At 69.3% G+C, this 15,951-nt stretch carries 16 protein-coding genes; 5 read left to right on the top strand and 11 right to left on the bottom strand.

What is annotated here, in order from left to right; genetic code table 11:
- Positions 1–21 precede the first annotated feature (21 nt).
- Genes VSO01S_RS12395 through VSO01S_RS12385 form a run of 3 tightly spaced genes read right to left on the bottom strand, consistent with a single transcriptional unit; the run spans position 22 to position 3,097 of the window.
- Positions 22–864 carry a glycerophosphodiester phosphodiesterase gene (locus VSO01S_RS12395; RefSeq protein WP_068642774.1) on the bottom strand — a complete coding sequence of 281 codons (843 nt, stop codon included), beginning with the start codon at positions 862–864 and terminating at the stop codon, positions 22–24.
- Between the two features lie 38 nt (positions 865–902).
- Positions 903–1,304: a DUF934 domain-containing protein gene (locus VSO01S_RS12390; protein WP_068642772.1), complete on the bottom strand. Its 402-nt coding sequence runs from the start codon at positions 1,302–1,304 to the stop codon at positions 903–905.
- Complete coding sequence (locus tag VSO01S_RS12385) at positions 1,301–3,097, bottom strand: nitrite/sulfite reductase (protein ID WP_068642770.1); 1,797 nt, start codon at positions 3,095–3,097, stop codon at positions 1,301–1,303. Before VSO01S_RS12385 ends, VSO01S_RS12390 begins: the two co-directional genes overlap by 4 nt.
- A gap of 312 nt (positions 3,098–3,409) precedes the next feature.
- Here VSO01S_RS12385 and VSO01S_RS12380 point away from each other — a divergent pair, with 312 nt between their 5' ends.
- Positions 3,410–4,573 (top strand): HPP family protein, encoded by a 1,164-nt coding sequence (locus tag VSO01S_RS12380; protein ID WP_068642768.1) that lies wholly within the window; start codon positions 3,410–3,412, stop codon positions 4,571–4,573.
- Positions 4,574–4,586: 13 nt separating this feature from the next.
- On the opposite strand, the gene phnE is transcribed toward VSO01S_RS12380, so the two are convergent.
- From phnE to VSO01S_RS12360, 4 genes are read right to left on the bottom strand one after another with little or no spacing between them, the layout of a single operon-like run.
- Positions 4,587–5,432 (bottom strand): phosphonate ABC transporter, permease protein PhnE, encoded by an 846-nt coding sequence (gene phnE, locus VSO01S_RS12375; RefSeq protein ID WP_068642766.1) that lies wholly within the window; start codon positions 5,430–5,432, stop codon positions 4,587–4,589.
- Entirely contained in the window at positions 5,429–6,286 is an 858-nt protein-coding gene (locus VSO01S_RS12370) for a PhnE/PtxC family ABC transporter permease (protein WP_068642765.1), read from the bottom strand. Before VSO01S_RS12370 ends, phnE begins: the two co-directional genes overlap by 4 nt.
- A gap of 22 nt (positions 6,287–6,308) precedes the next feature.
- Positions 6,309–7,148: a phosphonate ABC transporter ATP-binding protein gene (locus VSO01S_RS12365; RefSeq protein ID WP_068642763.1), complete on the bottom strand. Its 840-nt coding sequence runs from the start codon at positions 7,146–7,148 to the stop codon at positions 6,309–6,311.
- Positions 7,149–7,181: 33 nt separating this feature from the next.
- Positions 7,182–8,057 (bottom strand): putative selenate ABC transporter substrate-binding protein, encoded by an 876-nt coding sequence (locus tag VSO01S_RS12360; RefSeq protein ID WP_068642761.1) that lies wholly within the window; start codon positions 8,055–8,057, stop codon positions 7,182–7,184.
- 11 nt (positions 8,058–8,068) lie between these two features.
- Here VSO01S_RS12360 and VSO01S_RS12355 point away from each other — a divergent pair, with 11 nt between their 5' ends.
- Positions 8,069–8,515, top strand: coding sequence for a universal stress protein (locus VSO01S_RS12355; RefSeq protein ID WP_084241841.1), 447 nt, complete (start codon positions 8,069–8,071; stop codon positions 8,513–8,515).
- Positions 8,516–8,535: 20 nt separating this feature from the next.
- Here VSO01S_RS12355 and VSO01S_RS12350 read toward each other — a convergent pair whose 3' ends face one another.
- The gene (locus VSO01S_RS12350; RefSeq protein ID WP_218002346.1) at positions 8,536–9,234 is read right to left on the bottom strand and encodes a winged helix-turn-helix transcriptional regulator; all 699 of its coding nucleotides are present in this window, start codon (positions 9,232–9,234) and stop codon (positions 8,536–8,538) included.
- Positions 9,235–9,349: 115 nt separating this feature from the next.
- On the opposite strand from VSO01S_RS12350, the gene VSO01S_RS12345 reads away from it, so the two are divergent.
- On the top strand, positions 9,350–10,225 hold the full coding sequence (locus tag VSO01S_RS12345; RefSeq protein ID WP_068642757.1) for a class I SAM-dependent methyltransferase: 876 nt from the start codon (positions 9,350–9,352) through the stop codon (positions 10,223–10,225).
- A gap of 8 nt (positions 10,226–10,233) precedes the next feature.
- Here the strand turns inward: VSO01S_RS12345 and senA are convergent, their stop codons facing one another.
- A complete protein-coding gene (gene senA, locus VSO01S_RS12340; RefSeq protein ID WP_068642755.1) occupies positions 10,234–11,478 on the bottom strand; it encodes a selenoneine synthase SenA in 1,245 nt (414 codons plus the stop codon).
- Between the two features lie 30 nt (positions 11,479–11,508).
- Here senA and senB point away from each other — a divergent pair, with 30 nt between their 5' ends.
- On the top strand, positions 11,509–12,495 hold the full coding sequence (gene senB / locus VSO01S_RS12335; protein ID WP_153305245.1) for a selenoneine biosynthesis selenosugar synthase SenB: 987 nt from the start codon (positions 11,509–11,511) through the stop codon (positions 12,493–12,495).
- Positions 12,492–13,559: a selenide, water dikinase SelD gene (selD, locus tag VSO01S_RS12330; RefSeq protein WP_068642753.1), complete on the top strand. Its 1,068-nt coding sequence runs from the start codon at positions 12,492–12,494 to the stop codon at positions 13,557–13,559. Before senB ends, selD begins: the two co-directional genes overlap by 4 nt.
- A 135-nt stretch (positions 13,560–13,694) precedes the next feature.
- Here the strand turns inward: selD and VSO01S_RS26705 are convergent, their stop codons facing one another.
- Complete coding sequence (locus VSO01S_RS26705; RefSeq protein ID WP_084241839.1) at positions 13,695–14,846, bottom strand: CMD domain-containing protein; 1,152 nt, start codon at positions 14,844–14,846, stop codon at positions 13,695–13,697.
- Positions 14,843–15,951, bottom strand: a 1,109-nt coding sequence (locus VSO01S_RS12320) for an acyl-CoA thioester hydrolase/BAAT C-terminal domain-containing protein (protein ID WP_068642751.1), incomplete at its 5' end; no start/stop codon positions are given. The genes VSO01S_RS12320 and VSO01S_RS26705, both read right to left, overlap by 4 nt.

The raw sequence follows: 15,951 nt of genomic DNA, 5'->3' as shown, positions 1-15,951 counted from the left end.
AATGAATCGGCCCGAGCGCATTCAGGGCGATGCGCGGCCGGCGCAGGCAGAAAGCTCGAAGTGGTCGTGGTCCGACAGGATGACCCTCACCTCGGGAACGCCGCTCAGGCGCAGCAGTGTGCCGGGGTCGTTGACGGTCGAGAGCAGGACGGCGGCCTTGTCGAAGGTGGCGGCCGCAACCGGCGTGTACCGCGAGATGTCCATGGAAATGGCGCTCGCGCCCGCCAGCGCATAGCCCAGCTTGGTCACGGCCGCATGCAGGCGGTAGACCGGCGCGGCGTATTTCCTGTCGTTGGGGCTGACCGCATAGCTCGTGTGGACACCGCGGCTTGCCAGCCAGGACAGGTACAGCGGGTTGCCCGATTCCACCAGCGCACGCTCGCCCAGCCCGTAGTGCTGGATGAGCGCTGCGAGCCGTTGCGTGGCCTTGCGGGCGGCCAGGGGCGAAAGCTTGCGGAGGTCCTTGGCATCGAGCCAGAAGAAGCCGCTGCCGTGCGTGTGGCGCGACAGCACCGTCTCCAGCCGCAGGGGTTTGCCGTTGAACAGGGTGAAGGGCCTGTCATGGGAGACCACGAAGTCCTGCAGTTCGTGGTCGAAAAGAATGTCGATCTCCACGCCGGCGGCGCCTCGTTCGAAGGCGCCCTGGACGCTTTGCAGGCTGTTCTCGCCGCCGGCGGGTGCCCAGCCGCGGTGCGCCCAGACTTTCTGGCAGGCGGGAAAGGGAAATGCCGGCGCCCGGGCGGCGGCTCGGCGGTAGAGCAGGTCGCTCGCGAACAGCAGCGCGGTGGACAGCAGCACCGCGGGCAGCAGAAACACCGCCAGCAGCCATGGCCACCGGCGGCGTCCGCGAGCCTCGGGTTGCATTGCCGAGGCGCCGCTTCTCGATACTGCGCCGCGCGCGATCAGGCCTTCTCGGCCGCCAGGAAATGCGGCGCCGTGTGGACCGCATCGCCCTGGTAGAACGCGGCAAAGCGGTCGAACTGGCGCTGTGCGTCGGACACGTCCACGCCTTCGCGCAGCACCGCGCTCGAAAAGCCCGTGCGCTCCATCTGCACCAGCTGGTCGATCAGCACGTCGCCGGTGGCGCGGATGTCGCCCTTGAAGCCCAGGCGCCGGCGCAGCAGGAAGGCCTGGCTGTACGCACGCCCGTCGGTGAACTTCGGAAAGTTCAGGTCGATGCGCTCGATGTCCTGCAGGTTTTCCTCGATGGCCAGCGGGTCGGCATCGTTGGCCAGTTGCAGCACGCTGGGCGAGCCGTCGTCCACATGCTCTTCGGCGGACAGGATGCGAAGGTTGCGCTTCATGCCGCCACCTCCTCGGCCTTGGCAAAGCGGGCCGCATTGGCTGCCGCCTTGAAGGGGTCGATGCCCACGCGGCGCAGCGTGTCGATGAAGTTCTCACGCTTGCCGTCGACGACTTCGCGGGTGTCGCGGTAGGTGCTGAGCACCGCCTCGATCACGTCCGGCACCTCGGCCGCCGAGAAGGAGGGGCCCACCACCTTGCCGGCCACCGCCGGACCGGAGAGGTCGGAGCCGTCGGAGCCGCCCAGCGTCACCTGGTACCACTCCTTGCCGTCCTTGTCGACGCCCAGGATGCCGATGTGGCCGCTGTGATGGTGGCCGCAGGAATTGATGCAGCCGCTGATGTGCAGGTCGATCTCGCCGATGTCGTCGAGCTCGTCCAGGTCCTGGTAGCGCTCGGTGATGGCCTCGGCAATGGGGATGGAGCGTGCATTGGCCAGCGCGCAGAAGTCGCCGCCGGGGCAGGCGATCATGTCGGTGAGCAGGTGCACGTTGGTGCTGGCGAAGCCGGCCTCGCGGGCGGCCAGCCACAGCGCATGCAGGTCTTCGGCATGCACCCAGGGCAGCAGCAGGTTCTGGTCGTGCGTGACGCGCGCCTCGCCGGCCGAGAAGCGGTCGGCCAGCAGGGCGGCGGTGTCGAGCTGGCTGGCCGATGCGTCACCGGGCGCCTGCAGTCGGCGCTTGAAGGACAGCGTGACCGCACGCAGCTGCGGATTCTTGTGCGGCGCCACGTTGCGCTGCAGCCAGCGGGCGAAGAGCGTGTCGTCCTCGGCCTGGGCCTTCAGTTCGGCTTCCGTCTGCTCCAGCGGCTGGTACGTGCGGCTGGCGAGCGCCGGCGGCACGAAGGAAGCGGCCACGCGGTCCAGCTCGGCCTGCGGAATGGTGTGCGGTGCGCCGTCGTGCGCGAGGATCTGCCTGTATTCCTCTTCCACGTCGTCGATGTAGCGCTGGCCCTCGGCCTTCACCAGGATCTTGATGCGCGCCTTGTACATGTTGTCGCGCCGGCCGTAGCGGTTGTAGACGCGAACCACGGCCTCCAGGTAATTCATGATCTGGTTCCACGGCAGGAACTCGCGCAGCACGGTGCCCACGATGGGGGTGCGGCCCATGCCGCCGCCCACGCGCACCTGGAAGCCCAGCTCGCCGGCTTCGTTCTTCACCAGGCGCAGGCCCACGTCATGCCAGCCGGTGGCGGCGCGGTCTTCGGCGGCGCCGGTGATGGCGATCTTGAACTTGCGCGGAAGGAATGCGAACTCGGGGTGCAGCGTGCTCCACTGCCGCATGATTTCGGCATAGGGGCGCGGGTCGGCCACTTCGTCCACCGCCACGCCGGCGCGCTCGTCGCTGGTGATGTTGCGGATGCAGTTGCCGCTGGTCTGGATGCCGTGCATGTTCACCGTGGCCAGCAGGTCCATCACGTCGGCGCTCCTGGCCAGCGGAATCCAGTTGAACTGGACGTTCTGGCGCGTGGTGAAGTGCGCGTAGTGCGTGGGCAGCTTGTGCGTGCCCAGCAGGCCCTGCGTTTCGGTGGCCTTCTTGTAGACCTCCGCTTCGGGCTCGTCGTACTCGCGGGCGATCTTGGCCAGCACGCGCAACTGGGCGCTGGAGATTTCGCCGTAGGGCACCGCCACCCGCAGCATGGGGGCGTAGCGCTGCACATACCAGCCGTTTTGCAGCCGCAGGGGTCGGAACTCGTCTTCGGAGATCTTGCCCTTTTGCCAGCGTTCGAGCTGGTCGCGGTGCTGCGCTGCGCGTTGGCGTACGAACTGGCGATCGAATTCTGTGTATTGGTACATCGTGAAAGGTCTTGGCTTGCGGCAACACCAATGCGCGGCCTCGCCACGCGGCTGCAAGCGAGCAACGACTGTAGAAGTCGGGCTTATGGAAACAAACTATTTTTTGGTTCTTGCCTTATGCGGATAAGCATATTCGCCAGCATTCATGCGGGTCGCGAGGCGATTGCCGGCGTGATCCGGATAAGGGCCGCGTCGTGGGCAGCCCCTGTTCGAGGCCTGTGAAACAGGCGGGGATTCTAGGGACTCGGAGCGAGCCACGAAACGATGGGCAACAATGTGCACCGTTTTGATGCATGGAGACAACGACAAGTCATGAGTTCCAGACCCGTTGCGGAGAACGCGCCGATCTTCCCGGTGACCTGGCTGCGCGCGTTCAAGCCCGCGCGCATGCAGGTGGACGGACGCGAGCGATTGCGCGTCACGGTGGGCGCCTTCGTCGGCATCCTGCTCACGGCGGTGCTGTGCCACATGCTGGGCCTGGGCACCCAGGCCGCCTGGATCGTCGCGCCCATGGGTGCCAGCGCCGTGCTGGTGTTCGGCGTGCCGGCCAGCCCGCTGGCGCAGCCCTGGGCCGTGCTGGCCGGCAACACGGTCTCGGCGCTGGTGGGTATTGCCTGCGCACGCTGGATCGGCCATACCGACATGGCCGCGGGCCTCGCGGTGGGCCTGGCCATCGGCGCCATGTTCGCCCTGCGTTGCCTGCACCCGCCCGGCGGCGCCAGCGCACTGCTGATGGTGATGGGCGGCGTGACGGACTTCCACTTCGCGTTCGCGCCCGTCTTCGTCAACTCGTTGCTGCTGGTGGTTGCGGGCCTGGTCTGGAACAACGCCACCGGCCGGCGTTACCCCCACGCCCAGGGCCCCGGCAGCGCCGGCGCCACGGCGGCGACCCAGCACGACCTGGATGCGGCGCTGGCGCGCTACAACCAGATCCTGGACGTGCCGCGCGACGACCTGCTGGCCCTGATCGGGCAGACGCGTCTGGCCGGCTACCAGCGCATGCTGGCGCAGACGCGCTGCGCCGACGTGATGTCCGACAAGGTGATCACCGTCTCGTTCGGCACGCCGCTGCAGGATGCGTGGCAGCTGCTGCGCGACAAGCGCATCAAGGCGCTGCCGGTGGTCGACCGTGTGAACCGCATCGTCGGCATCCTGACGCTGGCGGACTTTCTCAACGCGGCCAACCTCGACCTGCACGAGGGCTTCGAGGCCAAGCTCAAGAAGCTGATCCGCTGGACCTCGACGGTCAACTCCGCCAAGCCCGAGGTGGTGGGCCAGATCATGACCCGCCGCGTGCGGGTGGCGCGTGCAGAGAATCCGCTGGTGGACCTGGTGCCGCTGTTCGCGACAACTGGCCACCACCACATTCCCATCGTCGACAACGACAACAAGCTGGTGGGCATCCTCACGCAGTCGGACCTGGTGGCGGCCGTGTTCCGCGCCGAGCGCGAGGAGATGGCGGCAGCAGCAGCCTGACCTTGCGGCGCGATCAGCGCGTGAGGAGCCGGCGCAGCGCGTAGCTGAGCGCGTCCACGCCCGTCACCAGCAGCAGCATGGCCGCCACGATGGTGGCGGTCTTGCCCATCTGGAAAAGGCCCATGTGGAAGGCCAGCATCTGCCCCAGGCCGCCGGCGCCCACCACGCCGAGCACGGTGGCGGCGCGGATGTTGTTCTCCCAGCGATAGAGCGTGTAGCTCACCAGTTGCGGCAGCACCTGCGGCAGCGTGGCGTAGAGAAAGACGCGCACCGGGCCGACGCCTTGCGCACGCAGCGCGGCGCCGGGGCCCGGCGGGGCGTTCTCGACGGCTTCGGCAAACAGGCGGCCCAGCACCCCGGCGGTGTGCACCGCCAGCGCCAGGGTGCCGGCGAAGGGGCCGAGTCCGGCGGCGATCAGCAACAGCGCCGCCCACACCAGTTCAGGCACGGCCCGCAGGGCGTTGAGCACGAAGCGCATCGGCGTGCGTAAGCGCGCAGCGTCGCCCAGGTGCATGCGGCTGGCGGGCACGGCCAGCACCACGCCGGCGAGCGCGGCCAGCAGCGTGCCCAGCGTGGACATGGCGAAGGTCTCCCATGTGCCCCGGGCCACATTGGCCAGGAAGGCGGCGGAAGTGTCGGGCGGGAAAAACTCCGCCACGAAGCGGCCCATGTCGCGCAGCGCCTGCAGCGACAGGAAGCGCGCCCACTGCAGGTCCAGGCTCCAGAAGCTGGCCGCCACCAGCGCCAGCACCGCCACCACGCACCAGCACGCGCGGCAGCGCGCGTCGAAGATGGGCGGCGGCAGGCGATAGGGCGCGTTGGCCGCGGCGGGCAAGGGCCTCTGTCGGCGGGCGCTCATCCCAGGCTCCTGCGCAGCTCGGCGCTGATGCGGTCCGCCAGGGCCACCAGCGCCACGAAGACCAGCAGCATGGTCAGCACCTCGGCGCCGGCGAACATCTTCATCGAGCCGTCCATCAATTGGCCCAGGCCCCCGGCGCCGACGAAGCCCAGCACCACGGAGCTGCGGATCGCGCATTCCCAGCGGTACACCGTGTAGCTGATCAGCTCCGCCGCGTTCTGCGGCAGCAGGCCGAAGAAGAAAGCCTGCAGGCGTGAGCCGCCGTTGCGCAGCAGCGTCTCGGTGGCATGCGTCTCGCCGCTTTCGAGGATGTCGCCGTAGACCTTGCCCAGCATGCCACCGTAGGTCAGCGCAATGGCCAGCACGCCGGCCGTGGGCCCCAGGCCGACCACCCGCACGAACACCAGCGCCCACACCAGCTCGGGGATGCTGCGCAGCACCACCAGCGCGCCGCGCACCGCCTGGCGCAGCCAGAACGGCCCGCGGGCCATGCGGCCGGCCAGCGCCGAAACCGACAGCACGCGGGTCGATGCCAGCGTGGCCGGCACTGCGATCAGCAGGGCCAGCACCAGCCCGGCCGTGGCCATGGCCACGGTGCGCCAGGTTTCGGCGGCCACCAGCCGCAGGAAATCGGGCGAATGCGCCGGCGGCCAGAAGCTGTGCAGGAAGCGGCCCGTGACTTCGAGGCTGCGCGCATCGAACAGCGCCCAGGGTTTGAATTCGGTGGCCACCAGCAGCGGCCACAGCATCACGCAGGCGGCCAGCAGCCAGAACACGCGCCCGATCCAGGCCGGATCGCGCTGCGGCGCGGCCGATGCGTGCGGCGGAGGCAGGCGCGGTGCCAGGGCGCTCATGGTTTCTTTTCTTTTTCTCGAGTCACCGGCAGTGCATCACCACCGGCGCGGGCACCGCCGCCTGCGGCTGCGATGCGTGCTGCGGACCGGCGCCCCCGTCCAACTCGTCCTCGTGCTGGGCGTACAGGCGCTCGAGCAGCGCGCGGTCCACCTGTTCGGTGGGCAGGTCGAACAGCAGGCGGCCTTCGCGCAGCCCGAGGATGCGCGGGAAGGCGGCCAGCGCCAGGTCCACCTGGTGCATGGTGGTCACCAGCGTGGCGCCGCGCTCGCGCGCGGCCTGCGTCATGGCGTCCAGCGCCTGCCGGGCATGCACCGGATCCAGCGCGGACAGGGGCTCGTCGACCAGCCACAGGCGCGCCGGCGACACCAGCGCGCGGGCCAGCCCGACGCGCTGGCGTTCGCCGCCCGAGAGCCGGTCGACGCGCTCGAAGAGCTTGTCGGCCACATCGAAGCGGTCGAGCGCATCGTGCGCGGCCGGAATGTCGCTGGGATAGAACAGCGAACGCACGCTGGCCAGCAGGCTCATGGCCGGCAGGCGGCCAGCCAGCACGGCCGTCACCACGCGCTGCCGGGGGGGCAGCGGCGGCAACTGGGGCGCCAGGAAGAGCTGGCCGCGCAGGCGCTGCAGTGCGCGGCGGGGCAGCGCCCAGGGCTTGAGTTCACCCACGGACAGCGTGCCGGCCGCCGGTCGCATGGCCAGCGCCAGCACCTGCAGCAAGGTGGTCTTGCCCGCGCCCGAGGCACCGATGACCGCCACCTGCTCGCCGGCGCCGATCTTCAGGTCCAGCGGCTGCAGGGAGGGGTCGGCCTCCGGCCGGGCCGCCGGATGGCGTGCCGCTACGCCTTGGAGCTGCAGGTCCACGTCATCGGCTCCGATCGAGACAGGGTTGGGTGATCAGAGCAGCCCCGCGCTGCGCGCGGCCGCCTCGATGCCCTTGTAGTTGCCTGCCTCGGTGGGAATGAAGCGCGTGGCGCGCTGCAGCTCGAGCACTTCCTTGCCCTCAGGGTTGTCGCGGCTGAGCGCCAGCATCGCGGCCTTGATCTTGTCCTGCAATTGCGCGGGCATGTCGGCATGCACCGTCCAGTTGTAGTCGTGGTAGGTGGGCGTCGTGTAGAAGACCTGGACCTTGGCCGTGTCGACCCGTTTCTCGGCCACGAACTTTTCCCACACCGAGATGTTGAGTGCGCCGGCCTGCACCTTGCCCGCCGCCACGGCCGCGATGGTCGCGTCATGCGCGCCGCTGTAGGCCACGCGGCGCAGGTCCTTGTCCGGATTGATGCCCGCCTGCAGCATGAAGCTGCGCGGCATGAGGTGGCCCGAGGTGCTGCTCTGCGCGCCGAAGCTCAGATCCTTGCCCTTGAGGTCGGCCAGCGAGCGAATGGCCGGATCGGCCGTGATGAACACCGAGCGGAACTTCGCGTCTTCCTCGCGCTGCACCAGCGGAACCACCTTGCCGCCCGAGCGCGCCTGCGCCTGCACGAAGGTGAAGCCGCCCAGCCAGGCCAGGTCGATCTTGCGGTTGGCCAGCGTCTCGACCGCGGCGGCGTAGTCGGTGACGGGGGTGAACTCAACCTTCATGCCGAGCCTGGATTCGAGGTAGCGCACCAGCGGAGCGGCCTTGCGGGCCAGCTCGGTGGGGGCTTCGTCCGGGATGGCGGTGAGGCGCAGGACTTGTTGTTGCTGGGCTTGGGCGGGCAGGAGGCCGCCGGCCAGCAGCGAGGCGCCGAGCAGGCGGAGGAAGCGGGAGCGCGACAGGTAGTGGCGGGACATGGGAGTGGGGCGTGGGAGGGGGCTTGGGAGGGGCTGGGACTATAGCCCGGAGGCCGCGGCATTTCGTCACGGCTGCCATTGATCTTGCGTTGCTGGCCGGAGCCGAACTGGTAAGCGTCACTGTCGCTCACCTGCACGCATACAGCGCCTTTGAAGGCGCGATGGTGCTGAATCAAACGGAAACTGAACGTGCCCAAGAGGAAGCGAACATTGCGGCTCAGCGCCTCGTCGACTCCGTCACGTCGATCGCGACCGCCAAGGGGGTTCGCCGCGCCGAGGCGATCGTCGTGAAGTCGAATCAGGTGGGAGAGGCCATCATCGCCACAGCCAAGAACGAGCAGTGCGATGTGATCGTGATGGCTTCGCATGGGCGGCGCGGCTTTGCGCGGCTGCTGATGGGCAGCGAAACGCTGCACGTGCTGACGCACTCGCACACTCCCGTGCTTGTGCTGAGATAGCGCCACTCGCAGCGATCGCATCATCTGGAATCCGCAAGGGCCGCCTCGCGAGTCTGGGCGAAGGCGCTGCGGCCCAGCCAGCGCCACAAATCACGAGCATCGCGCGCTGGGCCGATGACGCGCAGCTTGCGCTGGCGAACCATCTCTTGTGCATCGCGGTCCCCCGTCCAGATCTCGGTGAGCGCCAGTACCGACGATTCGACGATGAGCGTGACGTCCTCACCCGGGTCGTCACGGCACAGGTTGGCGCCGCCTTCGTCCACCACCAGCCACCAGCGTCTTTCGCCCTCGGCCGCATCGGTAAAGCGGAAGTGAATCACGATACGGCGTCCGGAGGGACACTCGTCCACGCGCACGAAGCGGCGCATGTCCCACATCAGGAAGCCGGCGTCGAGTTGGCCGCGCTTGAGGCGGCTGCCGATCCAGCGCGCGCCCCAGTGCCCGAGCGCCATCACGATGGGCCGCAGTTCTTCGCCGGCACCGGTCAGGTGGTACTCGGCCGACGCACCCTTGCCCTGCACCCGCTTGACGACACCCACTTCCTCCAGCTTGCGCAGGCGCTGTACCAGCAGCGACCCCGACATTCGCGGAACGCCGCGCCGGATGTCGTTGAAATGAGTGCTGCCGCACATCAGCTCGCGCACGACCAGAGGCGTCCAGCGCTCGCAAAGCACTTCGGCGCCGCGTGCAACGGTGCAGAACTGGCCATAGTCGATCATGGTGGCACCAATCTAACCGGTTGACGATCCCGCAGCCAGTGCAATTTCTGGACTGGAACGTGCCGCCGGACGGGGCGATGCTTTGCGCATGCAAACCACCCGATGGAGTCTCACCATGAATACCGTTGTGCAACCCTCGTTCGACGCAATCGCCTTCAAGTCGACCACGCGCGCCCAGTGGCAAGCCGCTGCCGACGCATGGCACCGCTGGGGTCCCTTCATCGGGAACTGGCTTGGAGAGGCAACCGAAACCATGTTCGATCTGGCCCGCATCGGCCCTGGCTGCAGGGTGCTCGACGTGGCCGCAGGCGCGGGTGAGCAGTCGATCTCGGCGGCTCGGCGCGTGGGAGCGACTGGCCATGTGCTCGCCACCGATATCGCGCCCGCACTCCTCGAGCGGGCGGCATCCGACGCCAGGAAAGCAGGCCTCTCGAACCTGGAAACCCGCGAGATGGACGGCGAATCGCTGGACGCGCTGCCTGCCGGGTCCTTCGACGCAGCCATCAGCCGTGTCGGCCTGATCTACTTTCCGGACCAGCAGCGTGCGCTGACCGGCATCTGCCGAGCTCTCAGACCGGGCGGAAGATTTGCCGCCGTCGTCTATTCGACACCGGACAAGAACGGCTTCTTCTCCATCCCGGTGAGACTCATCCGGGAGCGCGCCCAACTGCCTGCGCCGCTGCCCGGTCAGCCAAGCCCGTTCTCACTTGGTGCAGAAGGCGTGCTTGAAGCGGCATTCGCCAAAGCCGGATTGCGCGAAATCGAAGTGCGCAAGGTGGCTTCGCCCGTCAAGTTGCCGACAGCGGCCGAATGCGTTCGTTTCGAGCGAGAGTCGTTTGGTGCCTTGCATCAAATGATGTTCAAACTGAGCGATGCCGAAAAGGCCGTGGCCTGGCAAGACATCGAGAAGGCGCTGGGCGAGTTTGAATCCGCCCGCGGCTTTGTCGGTCCTTGCGAAATGCTGGTCGGCGTGGGCGTCGTTCCGCACTGATTCCCGGCTCACACGCCACAACTGCGAAACCCCGCTGGCACATCACTCCGATGCGCGGGAAAGAAGTTTCGATACCGCGCATGCCGCATGCGCGGTTGCGTCAGGAACGACGCCCCGCGCAGCACCGGCCGCCCGTCGAACCAGGGCGCCGAATAGTCTCGGTACGGATGCGCCTCGAAGCCGGGGTAGGGCGCGAAGGGACTGGCGGTCCATTCCCACACATCGCCCCAGCGAAACGCATCGGACCGGCTCAGCGCAGCGCGTTCCCATTCCGCTTCGGTCGGCAGGCGCCGGCCGGCCCAGCGGCACCAGGCCTGCGCTTCGTACCAGCTCAGGTGGCAGGCGGCTTCGTCGCGGCGCAGCGGCTGCCAGTGGCCATTTCTCCAGCATTCCCAGTCGGCGCGTGAGCCTGCACCACGGCGCAGGTACCGCGGCGACGACGGGTCCGAAGAAGACCCGCGCCCCGCGCGCCATGCCAGGCCCGCGTCGGACCACCAGTGCGCCTGCGCCCACGCGCCGCTTTCGACAAAGGGCAGATACTCCTCCCAGCGCACCGCCTGGGCGTCGATGGACGTCGGACCTACATCGACCTCATGCGCGGACAACTCGTTGTCGAAGGCGAAGCCTTCATCCGCCATGCTGCCCAGTCGCCAGCGCGTGGCCTCGAAGGCCAGCGCAGGCGGCGGCTCCGGCAGCGGCGACGGCTGCCAGCGCGGGTCGTCGATGGGGATGCCCAGCGCCCGCGCCATGTACAGCGCGGCTTCGTGGTGCATGTCCTCGTGCAGCAGCACCAGCCGGAAGAAGTACAGTGCGTCGTCATCGGAACCGGCGGAGTTCAGCAGGCTCAGCGTGCCTTCGAGCTGTCGTGCCAGATCGTCCCGCGTGCGCGCGGCATCCGGCAGCGGCAGGCTCCAGCGCGTGTCGTGCGGCACCTCGCTGGAGTTGTAGAGCCGGTCGGCATCCGCGCGCAGCGGCGCGCCGCGCGGCGCCAGCGGATCGGCGCGCGCGCCGGCCTGCCGCAGCGGGTTGCGCGCCACCCAGTATTCCTGGAACCAGCCGATATGGCCCAGCTCCCACACCGGCGGGTTCAGGTCGGCGCGCAGCGGCACCTGCAGGCCGGGCAGGGCGTGCTCGCAGGCCGCGAAGGTGGCCAGCGTGTCGCGCCGGCTGTCCTGCAGCGCCTGCGCCAATACCCCGGGTCCGCCCCGGCGTGCCGCCACGGCGGCCGGCGCTATGCTCGTTTCGTGCTGCATCTTCAACGAAGAAAAGATTCCCTGGTCATCGTGACGCCCGCGCTCGCCGACGCGAACAACGGCAATTGGCAGACGGCGCACCGCTGGGCCCGCATGCTGCAGCCAGCTTACCGCGTCCGGCTGGCTTCGCACTGGGACAAGGAAGATGTCGGCGCCGACGACGAGGCTTCGATGATGATCGCGCTGCATGCCCGCCGCTCGGCGCCCTCCATCGCCGCCTGGCGCGCAGCGCATCCCCGGCGCCCGCTGGTGCTGGCGCTGACGGGCACCGACCTGTACCGCGACATCGACGTCGACGCCAGCGCGCAGCAGTCGCTGGCCGCGGCCGACCTGCTGATCACGCTGAACGAACGCGGCGCGCAGCGCCTGCCGCCCCAGTTGCGCGCCAAGTGCCGGGTGGTGCTGCAGTCGTGCAGCGCGCGGGCGCCGCTGGCCAAGACGGACAAGCACCTGCGCGTCATCGCAGTGGGCCACCTGCGCGCGGAGAAGGACCCGCGAACGCTGTTCCGAGCCGTGCAGCGCCTGGCCGACCGCACGGACATCCTCTTCGACCACGTGGGCACGGCGCTTGACCCGGCCCTGGGGCAGGAGGCCGCCGCGCTGGCCGCATCGAACCCCCAGTACCGCTGGCTGGGGGGCCTGCCGCACGACGCGGCGCGCCGCCGCATCCAGGCCGCGCACCTGCTGGTGCAGCCCAGCGTGATGGAGGGTGGGGCGCACACGGTCATCGAGGCGATCCGCAGCGGCACGCCCGTGCTGGCTTCCCGCATCGACGGCAACCTGGGCCTGCTGGGCGACGACTACGAAGGCATCTTCGAAGTGGGCGACGACGCGGGCCTTTGCGAGCTGATCCGACGCGCGCGGGACGATGGCACTATGCTTGCCCGCCTGCAGCAGCAGTTGGCGCGGCGCGCGCCCCTGTTTTCTCCGGAAGCGGAGCGCGCCTCGCTGCTGCGAATCCTGCTCCAGGACTTGCCGGCCCTTTCCCAGGCATCAGGAACCCCATCACCATCATGAACGCACCCGCCAACTCCACTTCCCTCGAACCGCGCCTGACCTCGCTCTCGCATGGCGGCGGCTGCGGCTGCAAGATCGCCCCCGGCGTGCTTTCGGAAATCCTCAAGGGCACCGCGGCCATGCCGATCCCGAAGGAACTGCTGGTGGGCATCGAGACGGCGGACGATGCAGCCGTCTACCAGCTCAACGACGAGCAGGCGCTGATCGCGACCACCGATTTCTTCATGCCCATCGTCGACGATCCCTTCGACTTCGGCCGCATTGCCGCCACCAATGCCATCAGCGACGTCTACGCGATGGGCGGGCGGCCCATCCTGGCGCTGGCGCTGGTGGGCATGCCGATCAACGTGCTGTCCACCCAGACCATCGGCCGCATCCTGGAAGGCGGTGCCAGCGTGTGCCGCGCAGCCGGCATCCCGATCGCGGGCGGCCACACCATCGATTCGGTCGAGGCCATCTACGGCCTGGTGGCGCTGGGCCTGGTCCATCCCAGGCACGTCAAACGCAATGCCGACGCCCAGCCGGGCGACGTGCTGGTGCTGGGCAAGCCGCTGGGCGTGGGCGTGATGAGCGCGGCGCTCAAGAAGGAACAGCTGGGCGAAGCGGGCTACGCGCAGATGATCGCGACCACCACCCGGCTGAACACGCCCGGGCCCGATTTGGCGGCGCTGCCGGGGGTGCATGCCCTGACCGACATCACCGGCTTCGGCCTGGCCGGCCACGCGCTGGAACTGGCGCGCGGCTCGCGCTGCGAGATCGCCATCGACTGGAAGCGTGTGCCGCTGCTGGGCGGCGTGCGCGAGCTGGCGGCGCAGGGTTTTGTCACGGGTGCGTCGGGGCGCAACTGGGCCGGCTACGGCAAGGATGTGGCGCTGCCCAACGGCTTCGCGCCGGAAGACCAGGCGCTGCTGACCGATCCGCAGACCAGCGGCGGGCTGCTGGTGTCGTGCACGCCGGCGGCGGTCGACGAGGTGCTGGCCACCTTCCGCAGGCATGGGTTCGAGAACGCGGCCGTCGTGGGCGAGGTGGCGGCTGCCGCGGCGCCGCGTGTCGTGGTCGCTTGACTTGCTCCTCTCCCCGCTGAGGAGAGGTTGGGTGAGGGGCACGCGCTGCGTCGGCGTGGCGGCGCCGTTGCGAAGGGGCAATGGGCGCGCGTGCCCCCATCCCGACCTTCCCCCAGAGGGGGAAGGAGTCTTGAGTCAAGCCGGGAACACGGGCTCGCCCAGGTTCAGCATCAACCGGTTCGCCCAGGCGAAGATGGCGACGGCGTGCACCAGGTCCAGCATCTCCAGCGCCGACAGCCCGGCCGCGCGCAGCGGCTGGACCTGCGCCGCGCCGAAGCTGGCCGGCGACTGGGTCAGCTCGATGGATGCCTGCACGATGGCCCGCTCCCGTGCGTTGGTGCCCGCGCCTTGCGGCTCCTGGAACACCTGGGCGATCACGTCGTTGCGCTTGGCCAGCTGCTCGAAGCGCTGGGCATGCACCGAGCCGCAGTACACGCAGCCGTTGATGCGCGAGACCACCGTGCTGGCCAGCTCGCGCTCCGCGCGCGACAGGCCGCCGGGCGCGTACATGATGGCGTTGAACACCGTGGAGCGCTCCTCGAGGATGCGTGGCTGGTGCGCCAGCAGCAGGTAGTAGTCGCTGCTCTTGGCCTTGGGATGGCTGGCTTCCAGGATCGCGATCTGCGCGGGGCTGGCCTTGTCCAGTTCCAGCACCGGCAGCCAGGCCTTCCAGTCCAGGCTCTCGCTGGTGAAGCCGTTGATGCGCAGCGGCTCGCCCACGCGCGGCAGGTTGGCTGGGTGGACGAAGGGCGCGGCGGGCTCGGCATCGGCCGTGCGCGTGTCGGCGGCGTCACCCAGCGCGGCGATGGCCTGCAGGCCGGCCACTACGCGCGCCTGGAAGGCGACGAAGGCGATCAGCTGCGCCAGGGCGATGGCCGAAGGCGTGTCCAGCCCGGCGGCGGGAAGGCGCAGGATGGCGGCCTGATCGCCTTCCACGGGGCGCTCGGCCAGCGTGGTGGCGAAGCGCAGGATCTCGGCCAGGCGCGTATCGCCGGCGGGTTCCTGGCCGTTGAGTGCGGCCTGCTGCGCGCTGCTCAGCGCGCCCAGCGCAACGAGGCGTTCGCGGTAGTGCTCGAACAGCCCCACGGTGCCGGCCAGCTGCGCGATGCGGCAGGCGACCAGCAGGCGTTCGGCCAGCGTCAGGCCCGGCAGCTCGGGGTCGAACAGGGCGTTGTAGCTGCCCTGTGTCGCGTCCACCACCTTGCTGCGCTGGTGGCGCACGGCATGCAGGGGCGTGCCTTCGGCCAGCGGCACCAGGCTGTCGATCAGATCGGTGGAAGAAGTCATGTCAGCTTACTCGTGGCTTGTTGGAGGAATTCGCGCACGCCAGCCCAGGAGGCTTCGTCGGCATGCGCGTTGGCGGCGGGGGCGCCGCCGGTGGTGCTCAGGCGGCCGGACACCGGGTGCCGGTAGGTGAGCTGGGTGGTGGGCACATAAGGGAACACGATGGCATGGCCGGCCCCCTCGAAGTCCAGGTGCCGAACCGGATGCGGATGGCCGTGCGCGGCCAGCCGTTCGCTCACCATGCGGCTGTAGAGGCTGGAGGGCCAGGAGCCGTCGTCGGTGGCCGACAGCAGCATCACCGGGCCGTTGATGCGCTCCACGCGGATGCGCGCGCGCTCCACCGCCTGCTCGTCGCCCAGCGCGGTCAGCATGGCCTGCGTGTGGCGGCGCGGCTCGGGGCCTTCGTCCCAGGGCGCCCAGGTGGCGGTGCGGTTGTCTTCCCATTGGTGGGGCAGGGGCTGGCCGCGGAAGATCCAGGCCGGGCCGTTGCGGCTGTCCGGGCCGTTGGCCGGGTCGCAGGCGTTTTGCGCGCTGTGCACCAGCGCGGAGGGCACATAGCCGATCACGGCCGACACCATCTCCGGGAACAGCGAGCCCAGCAGCAGCACCAGTTCGCCGCCGCGCGACTGGCCCGACAGCGCGATGAAGCCGCCCTTGGGTTTCAAGGCCTCGTGCATCCACTGCAGCGCGGTCTCGAAGTATTCCAGGTGCGTGTCGGAGATGTAGTCCGAGCGCCCCGGCGACTTGAAGTAGCCCAGCGCCAGCGCCGCATAGCCGTGCGATGCATACAGGGCCGCGCGCGGCTCGTTGATGCCGCCGCCGGAGCCGTTGAGCACCATCACCGCCGGATGCGGGCCCGGGCCAGCCGGCAGGAACAGCGTGCCCGACAGGCCGCGTTCGCGCACCTCGCGCCGCGTGACGCCGGGTGCGGCCAGCTGCTGCACCATCGACGCGTTCAAGCGCGTGCCGTCGGCGCGCTCCAGCGTGAATTCGGTGGCGAGCGGCGCCGCCAGCTCGGCGCCGAAGACCTCGCGCGGCGCGCCGGGCTGCTCGGGCGCCTGCGACCACAACAGGCCCATGGCCGAGACGCCCTCGTAGCTGCCGCCCG

The sequence above is a fragment of the Variovorax soli NBRC 106424 genome, from assembly GCF_001591385.1.
In the GTDB taxonomy this organism is placed as follows: domain Bacteria; phylum Pseudomonadota; class Gammaproteobacteria; order Burkholderiales; family Burkholderiaceae_C; genus Variovorax; species Variovorax soli.
This window is presented reverse-complemented; position numbering and strand designations above follow the sequence as displayed.